At 60.7% G+C, this 16,004-nt stretch carries 16 protein-coding genes; 5 read left to right on the forward strand and 11 right to left on the reverse strand.

Annotation, left to right across the window (positions count from 1 at the left end):
• The first annotated feature begins 435 nt into the window (after nt 1–435).
• A complete protein-coding gene (locus ACONT6_RS16700) occupies nt 436–1,452 on the forward strand; it encodes a histidine kinase (protein WP_428819543.1) in 1,017 nt (338 codons plus the stop codon).
• A 49-nt stretch (nt 1,453–1,501) separates the two neighbouring features.
• Here the strand turns inward: ACONT6_RS16700 and ACONT6_RS16705 are convergent, their stop codons facing one another.
• On the reverse strand, nt 1,502–2,068 hold the full coding sequence (locus ACONT6_RS16705; RefSeq protein ID WP_428819544.1) for a TIGR02444 family protein: 567 nt from the start codon (nt 2,066–2,068) through the stop codon (nt 1,502–1,504).
• A 68-nt stretch (nt 2,069–2,136) separates the two neighbouring features.
• Between ACONT6_RS16705 and ACONT6_RS16710 the strand changes: the two genes are divergently transcribed.
• Nucleotides 2,137–4,056 carry an ATP-binding cassette domain-containing protein gene (locus ACONT6_RS16710; RefSeq protein WP_428819545.1) on the forward strand — a complete coding sequence of 640 codons (1,920 nt, stop codon included), beginning with the start codon at nt 2,137–2,139 and terminating at the stop codon, nt 4,054–4,056.
• A gap of 33 nt (nt 4,057–4,089) precedes the next feature.
• Here the strand turns inward: ACONT6_RS16710 and ACONT6_RS16715 are convergent, their stop codons facing one another.
• The 7 genes from ACONT6_RS16715 to ftsY form a co-directional block, all read right to left on the reverse strand.
• Nucleotides 4,090–4,926: an outer membrane beta-barrel protein gene (locus ACONT6_RS16715; protein WP_428819546.1), complete on the reverse strand. Its 837-nt coding sequence runs from the start codon at nt 4,924–4,926 to the stop codon at nt 4,090–4,092.
• A 93-nt stretch (nt 4,927–5,019) separates the two neighbouring features.
• Nucleotides 5,020–5,757 carry a tRNA (guanosine(46)-N7)-methyltransferase TrmB gene (gene trmB, locus ACONT6_RS16720; protein ID WP_428819547.1) on the reverse strand — a complete coding sequence of 246 codons (738 nt, stop codon included), beginning with the start codon at nt 5,755–5,757 and terminating at the stop codon, nt 5,020–5,022.
• A 211-nt stretch (nt 5,758–5,968) separates the two neighbouring features.
• Nucleotides 5,969–6,346, reverse strand: coding sequence for a DUF423 domain-containing protein (locus tag ACONT6_RS16725; RefSeq protein WP_181254900.1), 378 nt, complete (start codon nt 6,344–6,346; stop codon nt 5,969–5,971).
• Between the two features lie 264 nt (nt 6,347–6,610).
• On the reverse strand, nt 6,611–7,465 hold the full coding sequence (gene rpoH / locus ACONT6_RS16730) for an RNA polymerase sigma factor RpoH (RefSeq protein WP_078082715.1): 855 nt from the start codon (nt 7,463–7,465) through the stop codon (nt 6,611–6,613).
• 380 nt (nt 7,466–7,845) lie between these two features.
• On the reverse strand, nt 7,846–8,844 hold the full coding sequence (ftsX, locus tag ACONT6_RS16735) for a permease-like cell division protein FtsX (RefSeq protein WP_428819548.1): 999 nt from the start codon (nt 8,842–8,844) through the stop codon (nt 7,846–7,848).
• Nucleotides 8,828–9,511 carry a cell division ATP-binding protein FtsE gene (gene ftsE, locus ACONT6_RS16740; protein ID WP_078082713.1) on the reverse strand — a complete coding sequence of 228 codons (684 nt, stop codon included), beginning with the start codon at nt 9,509–9,511 and terminating at the stop codon, nt 8,828–8,830. The genes ftsX and ftsE overlap by 17 nt, the downstream gene beginning before the upstream one ends.
• Before the next feature lie 257 nt (nt 9,512–9,768).
• Nucleotides 9,769–11,040 carry a signal recognition particle-docking protein FtsY gene (gene ftsY, locus ACONT6_RS16745; RefSeq protein ID WP_428819549.1) on the reverse strand — a complete coding sequence of 424 codons (1,272 nt, stop codon included), beginning with the start codon at nt 11,038–11,040 and terminating at the stop codon, nt 9,769–9,771.
• Between the two features lie 149 nt (nt 11,041–11,189).
• Between ftsY and rsmD the strand changes: the two genes are divergently transcribed.
• The 3 genes from rsmD to ggt all read left to right on the forward strand — a co-directional run bounded on the left by rsmD (nt 11,190) and on the right by ggt (nt 14,225).
• On the forward strand, nt 11,190–11,783 hold the full coding sequence (gene rsmD / locus ACONT6_RS16750; RefSeq protein ID WP_428819550.1) for a 16S rRNA (guanine(966)-N(2))-methyltransferase RsmD: 594 nt from the start codon (nt 11,190–11,192) through the stop codon (nt 11,781–11,783).
• A 109-nt stretch (nt 11,784–11,892) separates the two neighbouring features.
• Nucleotides 11,893–12,381: a pantetheine-phosphate adenylyltransferase gene (gene coaD / locus ACONT6_RS16755; protein WP_428819551.1), complete on the forward strand. Its 489-nt coding sequence runs from the start codon at nt 11,893–11,895 to the stop codon at nt 12,379–12,381.
• Between the two features lie 68 nt (nt 12,382–12,449).
• Complete coding sequence (gene ggt / locus ACONT6_RS16760; protein WP_428819552.1) at nt 12,450–14,225, forward strand: gamma-glutamyltransferase; 1,776 nt, start codon at nt 12,450–12,452, stop codon at nt 14,223–14,225.
• A gap of 52 nt (nt 14,226–14,277) precedes the next feature.
• On the opposite strand, the gene ACONT6_RS16765 is transcribed toward ggt, so the two are convergent.
• The 3 genes from ACONT6_RS16765 to mutM all read right to left on the reverse strand — a co-directional run bounded on the left by ACONT6_RS16765 (nt 14,278) and on the right by mutM (nt 15,905).
• On the reverse strand, nt 14,278–14,859 hold the full coding sequence (locus ACONT6_RS16765; RefSeq protein ID WP_428819553.1) for a disulfide bond formation protein B: 582 nt from the start codon (nt 14,857–14,859) through the stop codon (nt 14,278–14,280).
• Between the two features lie 10 nt (nt 14,860–14,869).
• Nucleotides 14,870–15,022, reverse strand: a complete 153-nt coding sequence (locus ACONT6_RS16770) for a DUF5993 family protein (RefSeq protein ID WP_428819554.1) — start codon at nt 15,020–15,022, stop codon at nt 14,870–14,872.
• A 67-nt stretch (nt 15,023–15,089) separates the two neighbouring features.
• Nucleotides 15,090–15,905, reverse strand: a complete 816-nt coding sequence (gene mutM / locus ACONT6_RS16775; protein WP_428819555.1) for a bifunctional DNA-formamidopyrimidine glycosylase/DNA-(apurinic or apyrimidinic site) lyase — start codon at nt 15,903–15,905, stop codon at nt 15,090–15,092.
• Between the last annotated feature and the right edge of the window lie 99 nt (nt 15,906–16,004).

Genomic DNA, 16,004 nt, shown 5'->3' on the forward strand with positions numbered 1-16,004 from the left:
CGCACTATGTGCGGCAGATCACAGTACAGCAGGTCCGGCCAGCGACAGGCAAGTCTACCCCATGCGGGTTAGGGCTGCACATCGTCCGCTAAGACTACATTTGCCGCCGGTGGTTTCATTTACCGGTAATATTTTCAGACCCGCGGGCGACGCGGTATTTCCGGTACTGCGCGATCGGAACTGCCAGGTGTCCCGCTCCATCATTCCACCCGCAGATCCCTCCACCAACAAGCGCGATCGCAAAACGCCCTAAAAAAATGCACGGATTTGCGCGGGATGCGGGGATGCACTTCCCAAATAACAGCGCTATTATCAGCGTTCAACCCTGATTTTTTTCTCCCGCAGAAAGGTGGTTATACACTGCGAACAGGAGAGGGCGCAGGGTATAGTGCTCACCGATACTCACAACCCGTTTCAAACGCAGGATTTCAACTCATGGCCGCTAAACGCAAAGCCGTTGCATCCATTTCCGATCTGGAAAAACAGATCGCCAAGATCACCACCCAACTCGACAAGGCGCGAGCCAAGGAAGCAGCCGACACCGACAAAGCGCTGAAAAAAGCCAGTAAGGAAGCGGAAAAAGCCCAGGCTCAGGTAAAGAAAGCCAAGGCCAAGCTGGCCACCGCGCGCACCTCTGCCGCCAAGGCAAAAACCCCAGCGGCCAAAACCGCCGGCAAGAAAAAAGTGGACACTGCCAAGGCTGCCGTAGCCAAGGTTGAGAAGGTCGCTAAGGACGCAGCAAAGGCACTGGCAGATTCCAAGGCTGCCGCCAGCGCCGCCAAGTTTGCCGAGAAGACCGCCAATACCATCAAAAAAGCCGGTGAAGCCGCAGCCAAGAAAGTAGCGGCCGCAGCCAAGCCGAAAAAGAAAAAGGCCGGCGCGAAGAAGGCGACTGCCAAGAAAGCCGTAGCGGCCAAGTCCAAAGCGAGCGAGAAAAAGGCCAGCGAGAAGAAACCCGCGGCCAAGAAAGCAACCGCCAAGAAAGCGGCGAGCGAGAAAGCCGCACCGAAAAAGGCAGCGGCAAAAAAAGCGACAACCAAGAAAGCCCCGGCGAAAAAAGCCGCCAGCGCCAAAGCCAGCACTGCAGCAGCAAAACCGGCAGAGAAGGCGGCCAGCAAGAAAACCACCGCGAAAAAGCCCGCGGCCAAAAAAGCCAGCCCCAAGAAAACCGCAGCACCCAAAGCCTCGGCCAAGCCGGCCAAGACCAATGGCAGCAAGCCGGCAGCGCCAGCTCAGGAAAAACCGGCAGCGCCGGTAGCGCCTGCGGAATCAAGCGCAGCGGAACCCATCATGGGCAAAACCTCGGAGCCGAAACCACTGGTATCTGAATCCAGCCCGGCGGCAGTAACCCCTGTGACTCCGACCATCACCCCCAGCACGCCCGCTAACAGCCTGTTTTCTACCGAGGAAAACCCGCACTACGGTCCGGAAGAACACAAACACAAGCACTGATTGGTTTAATCCAGCTCCCTGCGCCGGTAGCAGTTGCCGGTGCGCGGGATCAGGAAGCGGCGCGGTCGCCCGGCACATTCCCGTCGGCGCCGTCGCTAGCGACCATCGAGTTCAGTGTGCCATCGGCACCGGCGCCAGTACTGTAGGCATCGATCAGGCCCGCCCAGCGGGCCTGATCTTTTTGTAACAGGCCGTATTGCTGTCCGGCCAGCTCCAGCGGTGAACGGGTCTCCGGCCAGGTTTCGCCGTGCAGTTTCCACAGCGCCGCCAGCTGCCGCTGTTCCATGCGCAGCTCACAGCTTTTGCACCACTCGTAAACGCCACTTTGTTTGTTCATCCGCCCCAGCCAGCGCCGCAGGTTGCGCACACTGCGGATCATGCGCCTGCGCGGCGCCAGCCCGCGATCGGCCACTCTCCAGCTCTCTTCACTCAACTGCCGGCCGCAGGCACTGGTATAGCTGGCCCACAGCAGCAGGCATACATCCGCACCGCGGGTGTCCTGACATTGCAGCAGGAATTCGGCTACATGGGGCTGTTGATAGAACTCCAGGCTGAAGTGCCAAAGCGGATTTTGCAGCGGGGAGGGCGGCGGTGATGGAGGTGCGGTTTCTGTCACGATAGAATCCCGGCGATTTGTTATGCCGTTAGCCTAGTCAATTTTGGGCGAATTCAAAGAGGTTTCCATTGATTAATCTGCAAGGCGTGTCGCTGCAAGTGGGCGGACGGGATCTGCTCAACAACGCCAGCTGTCGTATTTTCCCGGGTCACAAGGTGGGCGTCATCGGCGCAAACGGCTGCGGCAAGTCGACCCTGTTCAAACTGCTGCTCAAACAGCAGGACAGCGACGCGGGCAGTATCGAGGTACCAGCAGGCTGGGAAGTGGCGCATATGGCCCAGGAGGTCTCCGCCACAGATCAGAGCGCGCTGGAGTACGCCCTGGACGGCGATCACCGCCTGCGCGACCTGCAGCGCGAACTGGACGCAGCCGAGGCCGATGGCAGCGACGGCAAGCGTATTGCCGAGCTGCACGAACGCATGGCGGCCATCGATGGCTACAGCGGCCCGGCGCGCGCGGCACAGCTGCTCGACGGCCTGGGCTTCTCCCACGCAGACCAGCAGCGCCCGGTAAAGAGCTTTTCCGGTGGCTGGCGTATTCGCCTGAACCTGGCGCGGGCACTGATGTGCCCGGCGGACCTGTTGCTACTGGACGAACCCACCAACCACCTGGACCTGGATGCAACCCTGTGGCTGGAACAGTGGCTACAGCGCTTTCCCGGCACTCTGCTGATCATCTCCCACGACCGCGATTTTCTCGATGCTGTGGTAGATGGCATCGTCAGCTTCGAGCAGCAGGAGCTGGTGCTGTACAGCGGCAACTACACCGCATTCGAGCGCGCCCGCGCCGAGCGCCTGGCGCAGCAGCAGGTCCAGTATGAGAAACAACAGGCACAGCGCGCGCACATGGAAGACTTTGTGCGCCGCTTCCGTGCCAAGGCCACCAAAGCCAAGCAGGCCCAGAGCCGCCTGAAAGCCCTGGACCGCATGGCGGAGATTGCCCCGGCCCATGTGGACTCACCGTTCCGCTTTCGCCTGCCCTGTGCCGACAAGGTGTCCAATCCGCTGATCGACCTGCGCGAGGCCGAGATTGGCTACCCGGGCAAGACCATCCTCCACAAGGTGGAAATGGGTATCCAGCCCGGCCGTCGTATCGGCCTGCTGGGCCCCAACGGCGCCGGCAAGTCATCGCTGATCAAAACCCTGGCGGGGGATCTGCCGCTGGTGTCCGGGGTACGCCAGTGCGGCGAGCACCTGAAAATCGGTTACTTCGCTCAGCACCAGCTGGAGGCGCTGGATGCCAAGGCGTCACCAATGCTGCACGTGCAGCGCCTGTCTCCCGATGCCAGCGAACAGCAGCTGCGGGACTTTCTCGGCGGCTACGGCTTTATCGGAGACCGGGTTTTCGAGCCGGTGGGCGGTTTCTCCGGCGGCGAGAAAGCACGGGTGGCGCTGGCGCTGCTGGCGTGGCAGAAACCCAATCTGCTGCTGCTGGACGAACCCACCAACCACCTGGATCTGGAGATGCGCCACGCGCTCACCCTGGCCCTGGCAGAATTCCCCGGCGCCATGCTGCTGGTCTCCCACGATCGTCATCTGCTGGCCAACACCACCGACGAGTTCATCCTGGTCGCAGATGGCCGCGCCGAGCCCTACGACGGCGACCTGGACGATTACAAGCAGTGGTTGCTGTCCTTCAAGCGCGACGAAAAACGTCGCCAGGATAGCGGCGTGGACACCGGTGACACCGGGGCGGAGAACCCCGTCGAGGACAAAAAAGCCCAGCGCCGCGCCGCTGCGGCCCTGCGCGAGCAGCTGAAGCCGCTTACCAACAAGCTGAAAAGCATCGAACAGAAAATGGCAAAGGCGGAGAAAGAGCTGGCCGCGCTGGAGAACCAGCTCGCCGATGAGGGCCTGTACAGCGGCGGTCAGCAGGATGAGATTGCGCGCCTGACCAAGGCCCAGGGGGAAACCCGGGACGCCCTGGACGAGCTGGAGATGGAGTGGCTGGAAATTTCCGAACAGTTGGAGGCGGCGCGCGGCGAATAGATCCGTCTACTTATCCGGCCTGCGCGCACACTCCTATTTGGCGAAGTCAGCGGGGTCGTAGGGCTCGCGCTGACAACCGTCCTCATTCACCGCCATACCCATGGGCGTCGTCGGACACTGGTCAAGATAGTCAGGCACGCCATCGCCATCGCTGTCCATGGGACAGCCGCGGAAGTCTACATCGATGCCCGGCGGGGTCTGCGGGCATTCGTCCACATCGCTGAATACTCCGTCGCCATCGCGGTCGTACACCACCGGATCGGAACCCCACTGGTAGCCGATGGCAAGGCTCAGAAAACTGTCCAACCCGCCTTCTTCCACGCCCTGGAACCCGCGCGCGTCGCCGCGCAACTGCCAGCGCGGTCCGAGGCGGTATTTGATACCGGCGCCGAAGTTGACCATGGTCTGGCGCTCGTGCCAGTTGTACGGATAGCCGTAGGTATCCTCGTTCACGCGCAATTCACCGGCGCCAACTACCACGTAGGGCTGCCAGTCGAAGTTGCCACAGAAACGTCCGGCAAACTGGTACATCAGGTCGAGGTGGTAATTCTCGACAGTCACGTCCTCGTAGGAATCCTTCAGGTTGACGCTGAAGTAATCGTAGACCCCTTCGACCACCCAGCGATCGGTAACGTTGTAGCCAAAACCGATGCCGCCGCCGCTGCTGTCTTCCAGCTCATCGCCGAAATAGGGGGTGCCTGAGAGACGGTCTTTATCGAACCAGTACTGACCGCCATTCAGGTAGAGATTGAGGGTGCCTTCGCGGTCGGCCAGGGTCTGCGCGCTGAGCAGCGCGAGGCAGGTACCGAGTACTATTCTGGACAGGTAATGACGCAGGTTTTTGCGTGCGGCAGTGGGTCTTGTTGTCATTGTTACTCCGGAGCTTCCGTTTACCGGCGGTAGTGTGAAGATAGCACAGTGGACCGGGTGACCTTGTGGCAGGACACCCGACCGGTTGGCATTTTATTTTCTTTTATAAAGCAGATCCCACACGCCGTGGCCGAGGCGCTCGCCACGGCGCTCGAATTTGGTCTGCGGGCGGAATTCGGGACGCGGGGCATAGTTGCCTTTGCCGGCGGTGTTCTCGAGCATGTCTTCCGCCTCGAGTACTTCCAGCATCTGCTCGGCATAGTTTTCCCAGTCGGTTGCCATGTGCATCAGACCGCCGGGCTTCAGCTTGCTGCACAGAAGCTTCACAAAGCTGGGCTGTACGATGCGGCGTTTGTTGTGCTTCTTTTTGTGCCAGGGATCCGGGAAGTACAGCTGGAAGCGATCGAGGCTGGCGTCCGGGATACAGTCGTGCAATACATCGATGGCGTCAGCCATGTACACACGCAGGTTTTTGATTTCTGCTTTACCGGCATTGTTAATCAGGCGACCGACACCGGGAGGATGGACTTCGATGCCAATAAAATCTTTGTCCTGTTCGGCGGTGGCCATTTCCAGCAGGGAGTCACCCATGCCAAAGCCGATTTCGAGAACGACGGGCGCTTCGCGACCGAAGATTTCTTGCGGCTCGATACCACAATCGTACAGAGAGAGACCAAACGGCCCCCAGTAAGTATCGAACGCTTTGCGCTGGCCTTCCGTCATCCGCCCACCGCGAATCACGTAGCTGCGGATGGATTTCTTTTTGAATTCGGTGCGGTAGGGGAAGTCTTCTTCCTCGTTACCTTGTTCGTTGTTGGGTTCTTCTTGCATCTTTTACCTCTAGGCCCGGAGCACTGTTCTTCGGTGCTTCATGGCTTGTGCTGTGGCGGCCAAGCACCGGGTATGGGGTTTCAGAACCGCTGTAAATACATCCCTGTACGCTGCGTCGGCGACGTCCCTGTCGCCGACGCTTCTGAAACCCCATACCCGGCACTTGGCCTTCGAATCATGCTTCTAAGTTTTTACCACCCTATGTTGGTGGTTATTTTGAGTAATTAAGTGCCGTGATAAACAGTGATATCCAGCCGCCGATCAACAGAGTGCCACCCAGTGGTGTGATCGGGCCCAGTATTCTCGGACCACCAAATGTCAGGCCGTAGAGGCTACCGGAGAAAAGCAAAATGCCGATGGAAAACAGCGCGCCACTTACGATCAGTGAAGTTTTTGCACCGATCTGATGAATCAGGATAGCCACAGCAATAAGCGCCAGGGCGTGAATCATCTGGTAGTGCACACCGGTTTTATAGGTTTCCAGCAGATTTTCCGCGACTTTGTTGCGCAGACCGTGAGCACCGAATGCACCAAGGATCACGCCAGTGCCGCCAAAAAATGCGGCGAGCAATAGATACAATTTAGCCATCGTTATGCCTTTCTTTCGAGCTTACGAAGTACAGAGATCAAATCGAAGGGGAGGTGCCGGGTGCTGCTTTTTGAAAGCGTCGGCGACAGGGACGTCGCCGACGCAGCGTACATGGATGTATTCACAGCGGTTTCAAAAAGCAGCACCCGGTGCCTCCCCGCCACCGAACCAGCTCCAAAGCAAATACCACAGAAGCCCGGGACCACATACGAAAAAACCGCGCCAGTAGCGCGGTTCTTGAATCCGGTTGAATCTGTTGGCGTATCAGGCCTCCATCGCCACCCGGACTTTTTTCATGGCGTTCTTTTCGAGCTGGCGAATGCGCTCAGCAGAAACACCGTATTTGTCCGCCAGCTCATGCAGCGTGGACTTGCTCTCGCTCAACCAGCGCGCCTCGATGATATCGCGGCTGCGGTCGTCCAGTTGCTCCATGGCGGAGGTCAGGTTGTTTACGCTGGTTTCCTGCCAGTTATCGTTTTCCAGCATGGTGGCCGGATCGTAACGGCGATCTTCCAGGTAGTGCGCCGGTGCCTGCCACGCGGAGTCTTCGTCGTCGTCCACGCCCGCGTCAAACGCCGCATCGTGGGCCGACAGACGGCCTTCCATATCGTGCACATGCTGCACATCCACATTCAGCTCAGCAGCAACCCGCTTGGCTTCATCACTAGTCAGCCACGCCAGCTTCTTCTTCTGGCCGCGCAGGTTAAAGAACAGCTTGCGCTGCGCCTTGGTGGTCGCGATCTTCACGATACGCCAGTTGCGCAGAATAAACTCGTGAATCTCCGCCTTGATCCAGTGCACCGCAAAAGACACCAGACGCACACCCTTCTCAGGGTTGAAACGCTTCACCGCCTTCATCAAGCCCACGTTACCTTCCTGAATCAGGTCGCCCTGGTTCAGACCGTAACCGGAGTAGGATTTGGCGATATGCACCACAAAACGCAGGTGAGACATAACCAGCTGACGGGCTGCCTCAAGGTTTTCGTGGTAGTAGAGATCTTCCGCGAGCTTCTTTTCTTCCTCGGCGGAGAGCACCTCGAAGCCACTCACTGTCTGGATATAGGCGTTCAGATTGGCGCCCGGGGACAGTGTATGGATCGGCTGCAGATTGGTTCCCATTCAGGATTCTCCTCGTAACTCTTGTTGCCCCGCTTGGCACTTGCTGCCCGGACTATTTCTTACCGGGACCAGTAGTTTGCGGCGGCTTGCTCCTCCGGCCCTGAGCTGATCAGCTTTTGAGCGGCACCGGGAGAGCAAAGTTGGCCACAGTGTAGCACTCGCAACGGGAAATGGAACCCCGCCCGCGATTGCCCGACATACCGCGCCAGGCCTTGATATACGGGAGGTTAGAGCGGTTATCCACAGGGGAAGTTCCACGCGGGAAGGCGGCTTTACGAATCTTGACTGACCATGAGGTCATGCGATCGATATGCGAGGTAAGCCGCGTCAAAAACATGGACTTTGCGGCGAAGGCGGCGTGAACGGGCTCACGGAGACACTTACCGCGGCTGGATCGCCGAAATATGTCGCGCCACCGCCAGCCAGGCACCGGTCAGTCCCAGCAGGGCGGCACCGCCGGCCAGGCCGATCAGATAGGTCATGCCCGGTCCGTCGAGCTGGAAACCGCTGCCGTACAGGTTCGCCAGCCCGCTCACCGGCCCCGTCAGTAGCCACACACCGACACTCACCAGCAACCAGGCAATCAGACCGCCCACCAGGCCGTACACCAGCCCGGTGTACAGGAAGGGACGCCGCACAAATGCATCCGTCGCCCCCACAAGCTTCACCACCAGAATCTCCTGCCGACGATTCTCAATGTGCAGGCGGATACTGTTCACCACCACCAGCAACACCCCCAGCGCCAGCAGAAACGCCAGCCCCAGACTCATGCGCCGGCCCAGCTCGGTCAACTGCGACAAGCGCTGTACCCAGGCCATATCCAGCACCACGGAATCGGTCAGCGCGCTCTCCCGCAAGCGCCCCGCCAGCGTCTCGAGCCCGGCGCTATCTGACCCTGAGGGCCGCACCAGCAGCACCGCCGGCAGCGGATTGCTGTCCATACCTGCCAGCGCATCACCAAGTCCGGACGCCTGCTGGAACTCCGCCAGCGCCTGCTCCGGGGAAATGTAAGTCACCTCCGCCACCAGCGGATCCCCACGCAGATCGTCCGCGTAGGCAGTCACCGCGCTGTCCTTCGCGCGCTTGTGCAGGAACACCGAAATCTGCGGCTGCCCGTCCCAGCCAGCCACCGCCTTCTGGAAATTAGTCAGCCCCAGCTGCAGTGCCGCGGGCAATGCCAGCGCGATCGCGATCACCAGCGCCGTCATGCCACTGGACATGGGCGAAGCAAAAAAGCGCACCCAGGACTCCCGCCACATCTCGCGGTGATGATCCAGCCAGCTGCTGAAGCGGTCGCCGACGCCAGTGCGCGCGGTCACCGCGCCGGCGGAGCGGGCGCGTTCGGTAGCCGGGGGAGAGGGTTTAGTACGCTGGTTCACGGCTCGGGTATCCGTCGTAAATGAGTTGCCCCTGCTGCAGGGTCAGCACCCGCTGGCGCATACGCGCAATCAGCTCGAGATCGTGGCTCGCGATCAGCACCGTGGTGCCCACCGCGTTGAACTGCCGGAACAGCTGCATGATTTCTTCCGACAGCTTGGGGTCCAGGTTACCGGTGGGCTCGTCCGCCACCAGCAGCGCGGGCTTGTTCACCACCGCGCGCGCAATCCCCACCCGCTGCTGTTCACCACCGGAGAGCACGATGGGGTTCTGTTTTTCCTTGTGCAGCAACCCGACCTTGTCCAGCGCCGCACGCACCCGGCGCCCCACCTCGCGTTTGCTGCAGCCGGAGACCGACAGCGGCAGAGCGACGTTGTCGAACACACTGCGATCAAACAGCAGCTGGTGGTTCTGAAAGACGATGCCGAGATTGCGGCGATAGAAGGGGATCTGACCATTGCGCAACCGGTTCAGGTTCTGCCCGCCGACGATGATGCTGCCGCGGGTAGGGCGCTCGATGGCGGTGAGGAGTTTCAGCAGGGTACTTTTGCCGGCGCCGGAATGGCCAGTAAGGAAAACCATCTCCGCGCGATCAATCTCCAGACTGACACGCCCCAGCGCATCCTGGCCGGACTCGTAGCGTTTATTGACGTTATCGAATTGGATCATGAGCGCGTTTTTGTTGTTTTAGTTCTGGGGAGAATGCACAAGCATTTTTCAGGCCCCTGTGGCGGTGCCGCTACCGGGTGCCCCCTTGTGAGACACGCCGTAAACCCATCCCTGGGGGCTCGGATGCGGCCATCCAGGCCGCATACGGTCTCACAAGGGGGCACCCGGCATCGTCACCTTCGCGTCCGAGTTCATAAACCTAAAAAGCCGGGGCAATTCAGCCCAGCTTTCGGCTAATTAGCCCTGCGCCCGGTTAATCAGCCCTGAGTCCGATTAAACAGCGCCGCCACAAAGTCTTTAGCCACAAACGGCTGCAGGTCTTCCGCCTGCTCCCCAACGCCGATAAAGCGTACCGGAATCCCCAGCTTCTGCGCCAGCGCGAAAATCACCCCACCCTTGGCAGTGCCATCCAGCTTGGTCAGTACCAGACCGGTCACACCGGCCGAATCGCGGAAGGTCTCCGCCTGGGAAAGCGCATTCTGACCAGTACCCGCGTCAAGCACCAACAGCACCTCGTGGGGCGCGGAATCGTCCAGCTTGCCCATCACCCGGCGCACCTTGGACAACTCCTCCATCAGGTTCGACTTGTTGTGCAGACGCCCGGCGGTATCCGCAATCACCACATCCACACCGCGGGACTGGGCGGACTGGATCGCATCAAAAATAACCGAGGCACTGTCGGCACCGGTGTGCTGGGCCACCACCGGCACATCGTGGCGCTGGCCCCAAACCTGCAGCTGCTCCACCGCCGCCGCGCGGAAAGTATCCCCCGCCGCCAGCATCACAGACTTGCCCTCGTTCAGATAGCGGTGCGCCAGCTTGCCGATGGTAGTGGTCTTGCCCACACCGTTGACACCCACCACCAGAATCACGAATGGTTGCCTGGCGGTATCGATATCCAGCGGTGCCTCCACCTTGTCCAGCAGGCCGGCCAGCTCTTCCTGCAGCGCCGTGTACAGCGCTTCACCATTGGACAGCTCCCGGCGGGACACTCGATCGGTGAGGCGGTCGATGATCTCGGTGGTGGCATCCACGCCCACGTCCGCCATCAGCAGCTGGGTCTCCAGCTCCTCCATCAGATCTTCGTCGATTTCCTTGGCGCCCAGGAACAGATTGCCCATGCCCTCGGCAAACTGGCTGCTGGTGCGCGCCAGGCCGCGGCGGATACGCGCAAAGAAGCCCTCTTTCTTGGGCTTTTCCTGCGGGGTTGGCTGGGGTGCGGGATCCGCCGGAGTATCTGTGGCAGCGGCGACCTCGGCAGTTGCGTCAAACGCCGCCTCCGGTGCTTCCTCTACCGACAGTTTTTCTTCAGCCTTTTCCGCAGTCTCCTCCGGTTCGACCTCTACCTGCGTCGGGGCAGTCGCCGCAGCGCCCTCGGCCTCCGCGGTATCCGCCAGCAGGTTATCCGGGATCTCGAATTCTGGCTCCGCCTCAGGCTCTGGCGATTCCGGTGCCAGGGGGTTATCCACCTTCTCTTCAGTGGACTCTTCAGCCTCGGGCTTCTTCTTGCGCAGGAAATCAAAAATCATCGGGTGTGAATTCTTTGACTGGAAACTTGGATGACAGGGTCACCGACAGCCGCTGGCGGCCGGTGGCAGAAAGGCGCTAATCTTAGCACCGCTGACTGTTTAGCACACAGTGATGCCCCGCTTAATTTTCCCCATCACCCGGATACCGAATGCCCAGAAACCGCAGACCCCGCACCAGTGACCAGTCAAAACCGGCCTCGTCCTCGCAGTTGCGCATCATCGGCGGCCGCTGGCGCGGGCGCAAAGTCGCTTTCGCCCCCATCGACGGCCTGCGCCCCACCGGCGATCGCCTGCGCGAGACCCTGTTCAACTGGCTGCAGTTTCACCTGCCCGGCGCCCGCTGCCTGGACCTGTTTGCCGGCTCCGGCGCACTCGGCCTGGAGGCCCTGAGCCGCGGCGCCGAGACCGTGGACTTCGTGGAGCTGGACCGGGGTGCTGCACAGACCCTGCGCCAGCAGCTGGACCTGTTGCAGGCTGAGGGGGGACAGGTGCACAACTGTCCGGCGGAGATATTCCTCAGCCAGCCGGCCGCCCCCTACGACGTGATCTTTATCGATCCCCCGTTTGCCAACGACCTGTGGCAAAGTGCGCTCAGCGGCCTGGTGGAGGCAGGGTGTATCGGCGAGGGCACCCTGATCTATGTGGAATCCCCTCGAAATACCCTCATTGAGGCTCCGGCAGACTGGCAACTGGAGAAGGAAAAGCACGCTGGGCAGGTCTGCATGCGATTATTTGTCCGCTGAATCCCCCATATTCACTCCAGTTTGGCGCATTTTTGCAGGACTTTTTGAGAGCAGGGCCTAAATTGTTTAACATGCGCGTCCGTTTCCGGCCGGCAAGGCGAATTGGCTTATGAAAAAAGTGGTTTACCCGGGTACTTTCGACCCCATTACCAATGGTCATATGGACCTCGTGGAACGGGCCTGCCGCCTGTTCGATCACGTGGTGGTCGCCGTTGCCGCCAGCACCCGCAAGAATCCGCTGTTCACCATGGAAGAGCGGGTTGAACTGGCCCAACAGGAACTGTCCCACCTGGACAACATCGAGGTGATCGGCTTCGACATCCTGCTCGCCGACCTGGTGCGTCAACTCGACGCCTACGGTGTGGTGCGCGGCCTGCGCGCGGTGTCCGACTTCGAGTACGAATTTCAGCTCGCCAACATGAACCGTCAGCTGGCGCCGCAGATGGAAAGCCTGTTCCTGACACCGGCGGAACATCTCTCGTACATCTCGTCTTCCCTGGTGCGCGAAATCGCCTCCCTCGGTGGCGACGTCACCAAGTTCGTGCCCCCGGGCGTGCAGAAAGCCCTGCAGGAAAAGTACAGCAAGCAGACTCCCTAACCTGCTTCAGTCACTGACTGTCTGGTACACTCGGGCGATCCCTGCAAATTTGGCAACCGGATCGCCCTGTGAACAGATTTCTGCGTTACTCAGTAGCTCGTCTCATCCTCTCTGCCTCCCTGACCTCCGCCACCGCGGTGGCCGCGTCTTCCGCCTATGCCGGACAGGATGCGCAACCGGAGGTACAGCCTGAATTCGCCACCGGGCGATCGGAAATCAAGTCCGCCAGCGCCGCGGAATATATGGCAGTCACCGCCAACCCCCACGCCTCTGCTGCCGCCGAGCAGATCCTCGCCCGCGGCGGCACCGCGGTCGACGCCGCCATTGCCGCACAGCTGGTGCTGGGCCTGGTGGAGCCGCAGTCCTCCGGCATCGGCGGTGGCGCCTTTATGCTGAGCTACCGCGCCGACCAGAAACAACTCCACTATTACGACGGCCGCGAAACCGCGCCCATGGCAGTGGACGAAAACTATTTCATGCGCGACGGCAAGCCGCGCGGATTTTTCGAAGCGGTGATCGGCGGTAACTCGGTAGGGGTGCCCGGGGTCATGCGCATGCTGGAACTGGCCCACAAGCGCGACGGCAAACTGCCGTGGAAAGACCTGTTCCAGCCCGCGATCAGCCTCGCCGAACAGGGATTTGAAGTGTCACCGCGCCTGCGCGAACTGCTGGTGCGCATGCCGCGGGTAGCGGTGCGCCCGGCGATCCGCGATTACTTCTTCGACGCCGATGGCGAACCGCTCGCGGTCGGGCATCTGCTGAAAAATCCCGACTACGCGCAAACCCTGCGCACCCTGGCCGAAGAGGGTGTGGCACCGTTCTATCAGGGTGAGATCGCCGCGGCCATTGTCGATGCGGTGCGCAACGACCCGGAAAATCCCGGCGTTATGACCCGCAATGACATGGCCGATTATCAGGCCAAGGTGCGCGAGCCGGTATGCAGTGAATTCCTGGTTTACCGGGTGTGCGGTGCCGCGGCGCCGTCTTCCGGCGGCACCACCGTGGGGGCCATCCTCGGCATGCTGCAACATACCCCCATCGACAATTTTGATGCGGGCAGCGCCGAACTCACCCACCTGTTTACCGAAGCCTCGGAGCTGGCGTTTGCCGACCGGAATACCTACAGCGCGGATAGCGACTTTGTCGAAGTCCCCACCAATGCGATGGTCGCACCGCACTATCTGGCGCAGCGGGCCAAACTGATCAACCTGAAAACCGCACAGCCTGCGCGGCCGGGTGTCCCGGGAGAATTTTCCGGTGCCCGGATCAAGGCGAAATCGCCGGAAATGCCTAACACCAGCCACCTGTCCATCATGGACAAGTACGGCAACGGCGTGAGCATGACCACCAGTATCGAGACCGGGTTTGGTTCACGCCTGCTGGTCAAAGGATTCCTGCTCAACAACCAGCTCACCGACTTTTCCTTCGTGCCCACCAACGCGGAAAAGGAGCTGGTGGCCAATCGCGTACAGCCGGGCAAGCGTCCGCGCTCGTCTATGTCTCCCACCATCGTGTTCAATAAAGACGGCAGCCTGCGGTTACTGGTGGGCTCCCCTGGCGGCTCGCGCATTATCGACTACACCGCGCGCACCATCCTCTACCATCTGGGCAAAGGGATCCCCATCGCCGAAGCCATCGACGCGGGCAACATCGCTGCTATCGGTTACCGGCTGGAAGTGGAGCCCGATACGGTCTCCGCGGCGGATATCGCAAAGCTGGAAGCCATGGGCCACAAGGTAGTGCAGAAAGAACTGAACAGCGGTATCCACGCCATTGCGCTGATGGATGGGAAACTCCACGGCGGCGCCGACCCCCGCCGCGAAGGCAGCGCGCTGGGACGCTAGAAAAACCGGAAAAAAGCGATCATCCCCGGGGTGATCGCTACCGTGTGATGATTTATCCCGGCAACCACAGATAATCGGTGGGGTTGTCGGGACAGGCACCCACACCGCACTCGGCCAGTGTCGACAGGACATTCAGAACCAGAACCAGCAGAAAGCTGATCCCCGCCAGCCTTCCCAGCCAACCGGCTTTCCGCGGTGTATCCGCGGCTTCTTTCAGCTTCATCCCGTCGATCATCAGCAGACCACCCAGGTACAGGGCGAGCGCAAAGAAGGCCACCAGTGCCCAGGTGTAAAAATGCATTCCCAGAAACGGCGAGCCGTAGCCGGGATCACCCGGTGCGATATGCAGCAACACCTGTCGCGCAGACGACACCATGCCAGCCAGTGCAGACACAATCGCAATGCCATAGTGCGCGGGGCGACTGCCAAAACACACATTCAGCAGCAAACCGAGCCCGACCATGACAAAGGCCACGCGCTGCAGCAGGCACAGAGGGCAGGGCAGCTCGTGCAGGAATATCTGCCAGGCAAATGCGAACCAGAGGATACCGCTGATACCCAGCAGGCCGAGGGCATTGAGGCAATCGGACCAACGACCGAGGCCATGTACAGCGCCAGCGGTAGTATTCGCCACAACGTACCTCCTACAGGGAGATCTTCAGCGGGTCGGTCATATGGTAGAAGCACCAGGCCACATAGATGGCCGCAGTAACCGCCCACCAGCTCATGGCAGCACGACGACCACCGCGCCAGCAGTACCACGCAGAGATCAGTGCAGTGAGAAAGGGCAACATCATGACCATAAGCACGAGACCGATTGGAATATCGGACTCAAACCTAGGGTGGCACTGAAAGAGTTCCCAATCAGCGCTGACAGCGGGGGCAGAAGAAGGTGTTGCGCTGGCCGATGATCTGCTCGCGGATGGTGCCGGGGCAGCGTGGGCAGGGCTGGCCGGCGCGGCCGTAGGCGTTCAGTTGCTGGGCGAAGTAGCCGGGCTTGCCGTCGCCGCCGACAAAGTCCCGCAAGGTGGTACCGCCCTGCTGGATGGCGTTGCCGAGAACGGTCTTGATGGCTTCCACCAGCTTTTCGTAACGGGGCCGGGAAATTTTTCCGGCCGGGGTCTGTGGACGGATACCGGCCATAAACAGGGCTTCGCTGGCGTAGATGTTGCCGACACCGACGACGATGCGACCATCCATGATGAAGGTTTTCACTGGGGCTTTGCGACCGCGGGAGCGGCTGAAAAGGTAGTCCGCGTGAAAGTCATCGCTCAGGGGCTCCGGGCCCAGGTGGGCGATGAGTTCGTGGTTGGCGATGGCTTCGGTGGTCCACAGCAGGGCACCGAAGCGACGGGGATCGTGGAAACGCAGGCGTTGGCCGCTGTCCAGCAGCCAGTCGATGTGGTCGTGTTTCTCCGGAGGCAGTTTGCCATCGACGATGCGCAGGCTACCGGACATGCCCAGGTGCCAGATGGCGAGGCCCTTGTCTGTCTCCACCAGCAGGTATTTGGCGCGTCGGTCCAGGCGCTGGATACGGGCGCCCTGGATCTTCTCCGCAAAATCCGCGTCCACGGGCCAGCGCAGGCTGTGCTGGCGGATTTCGCACAACTTAACCTTGCGGCCTTCCAGGTGGGGGGCCAGTCCGCGTTTGGTGGTTTCTACTTCTGGTAGTTCAGGCATCTTAATAGGTTCCGGGGCGCCACTAACTGATTGAGTGGCGGCTCCGCTAGTGTCTCCCCTTCGCCAGACACGCCGTGAACCCATCCATGGGGGCTCTGC

This window comes from Microbulbifer sp. MCCC 1A16149 (genome assembly GCF_050368945.1).
GTDB lineage: Bacteria > Pseudomonadota > Gammaproteobacteria > Pseudomonadales > Cellvibrionaceae > Microbulbifer.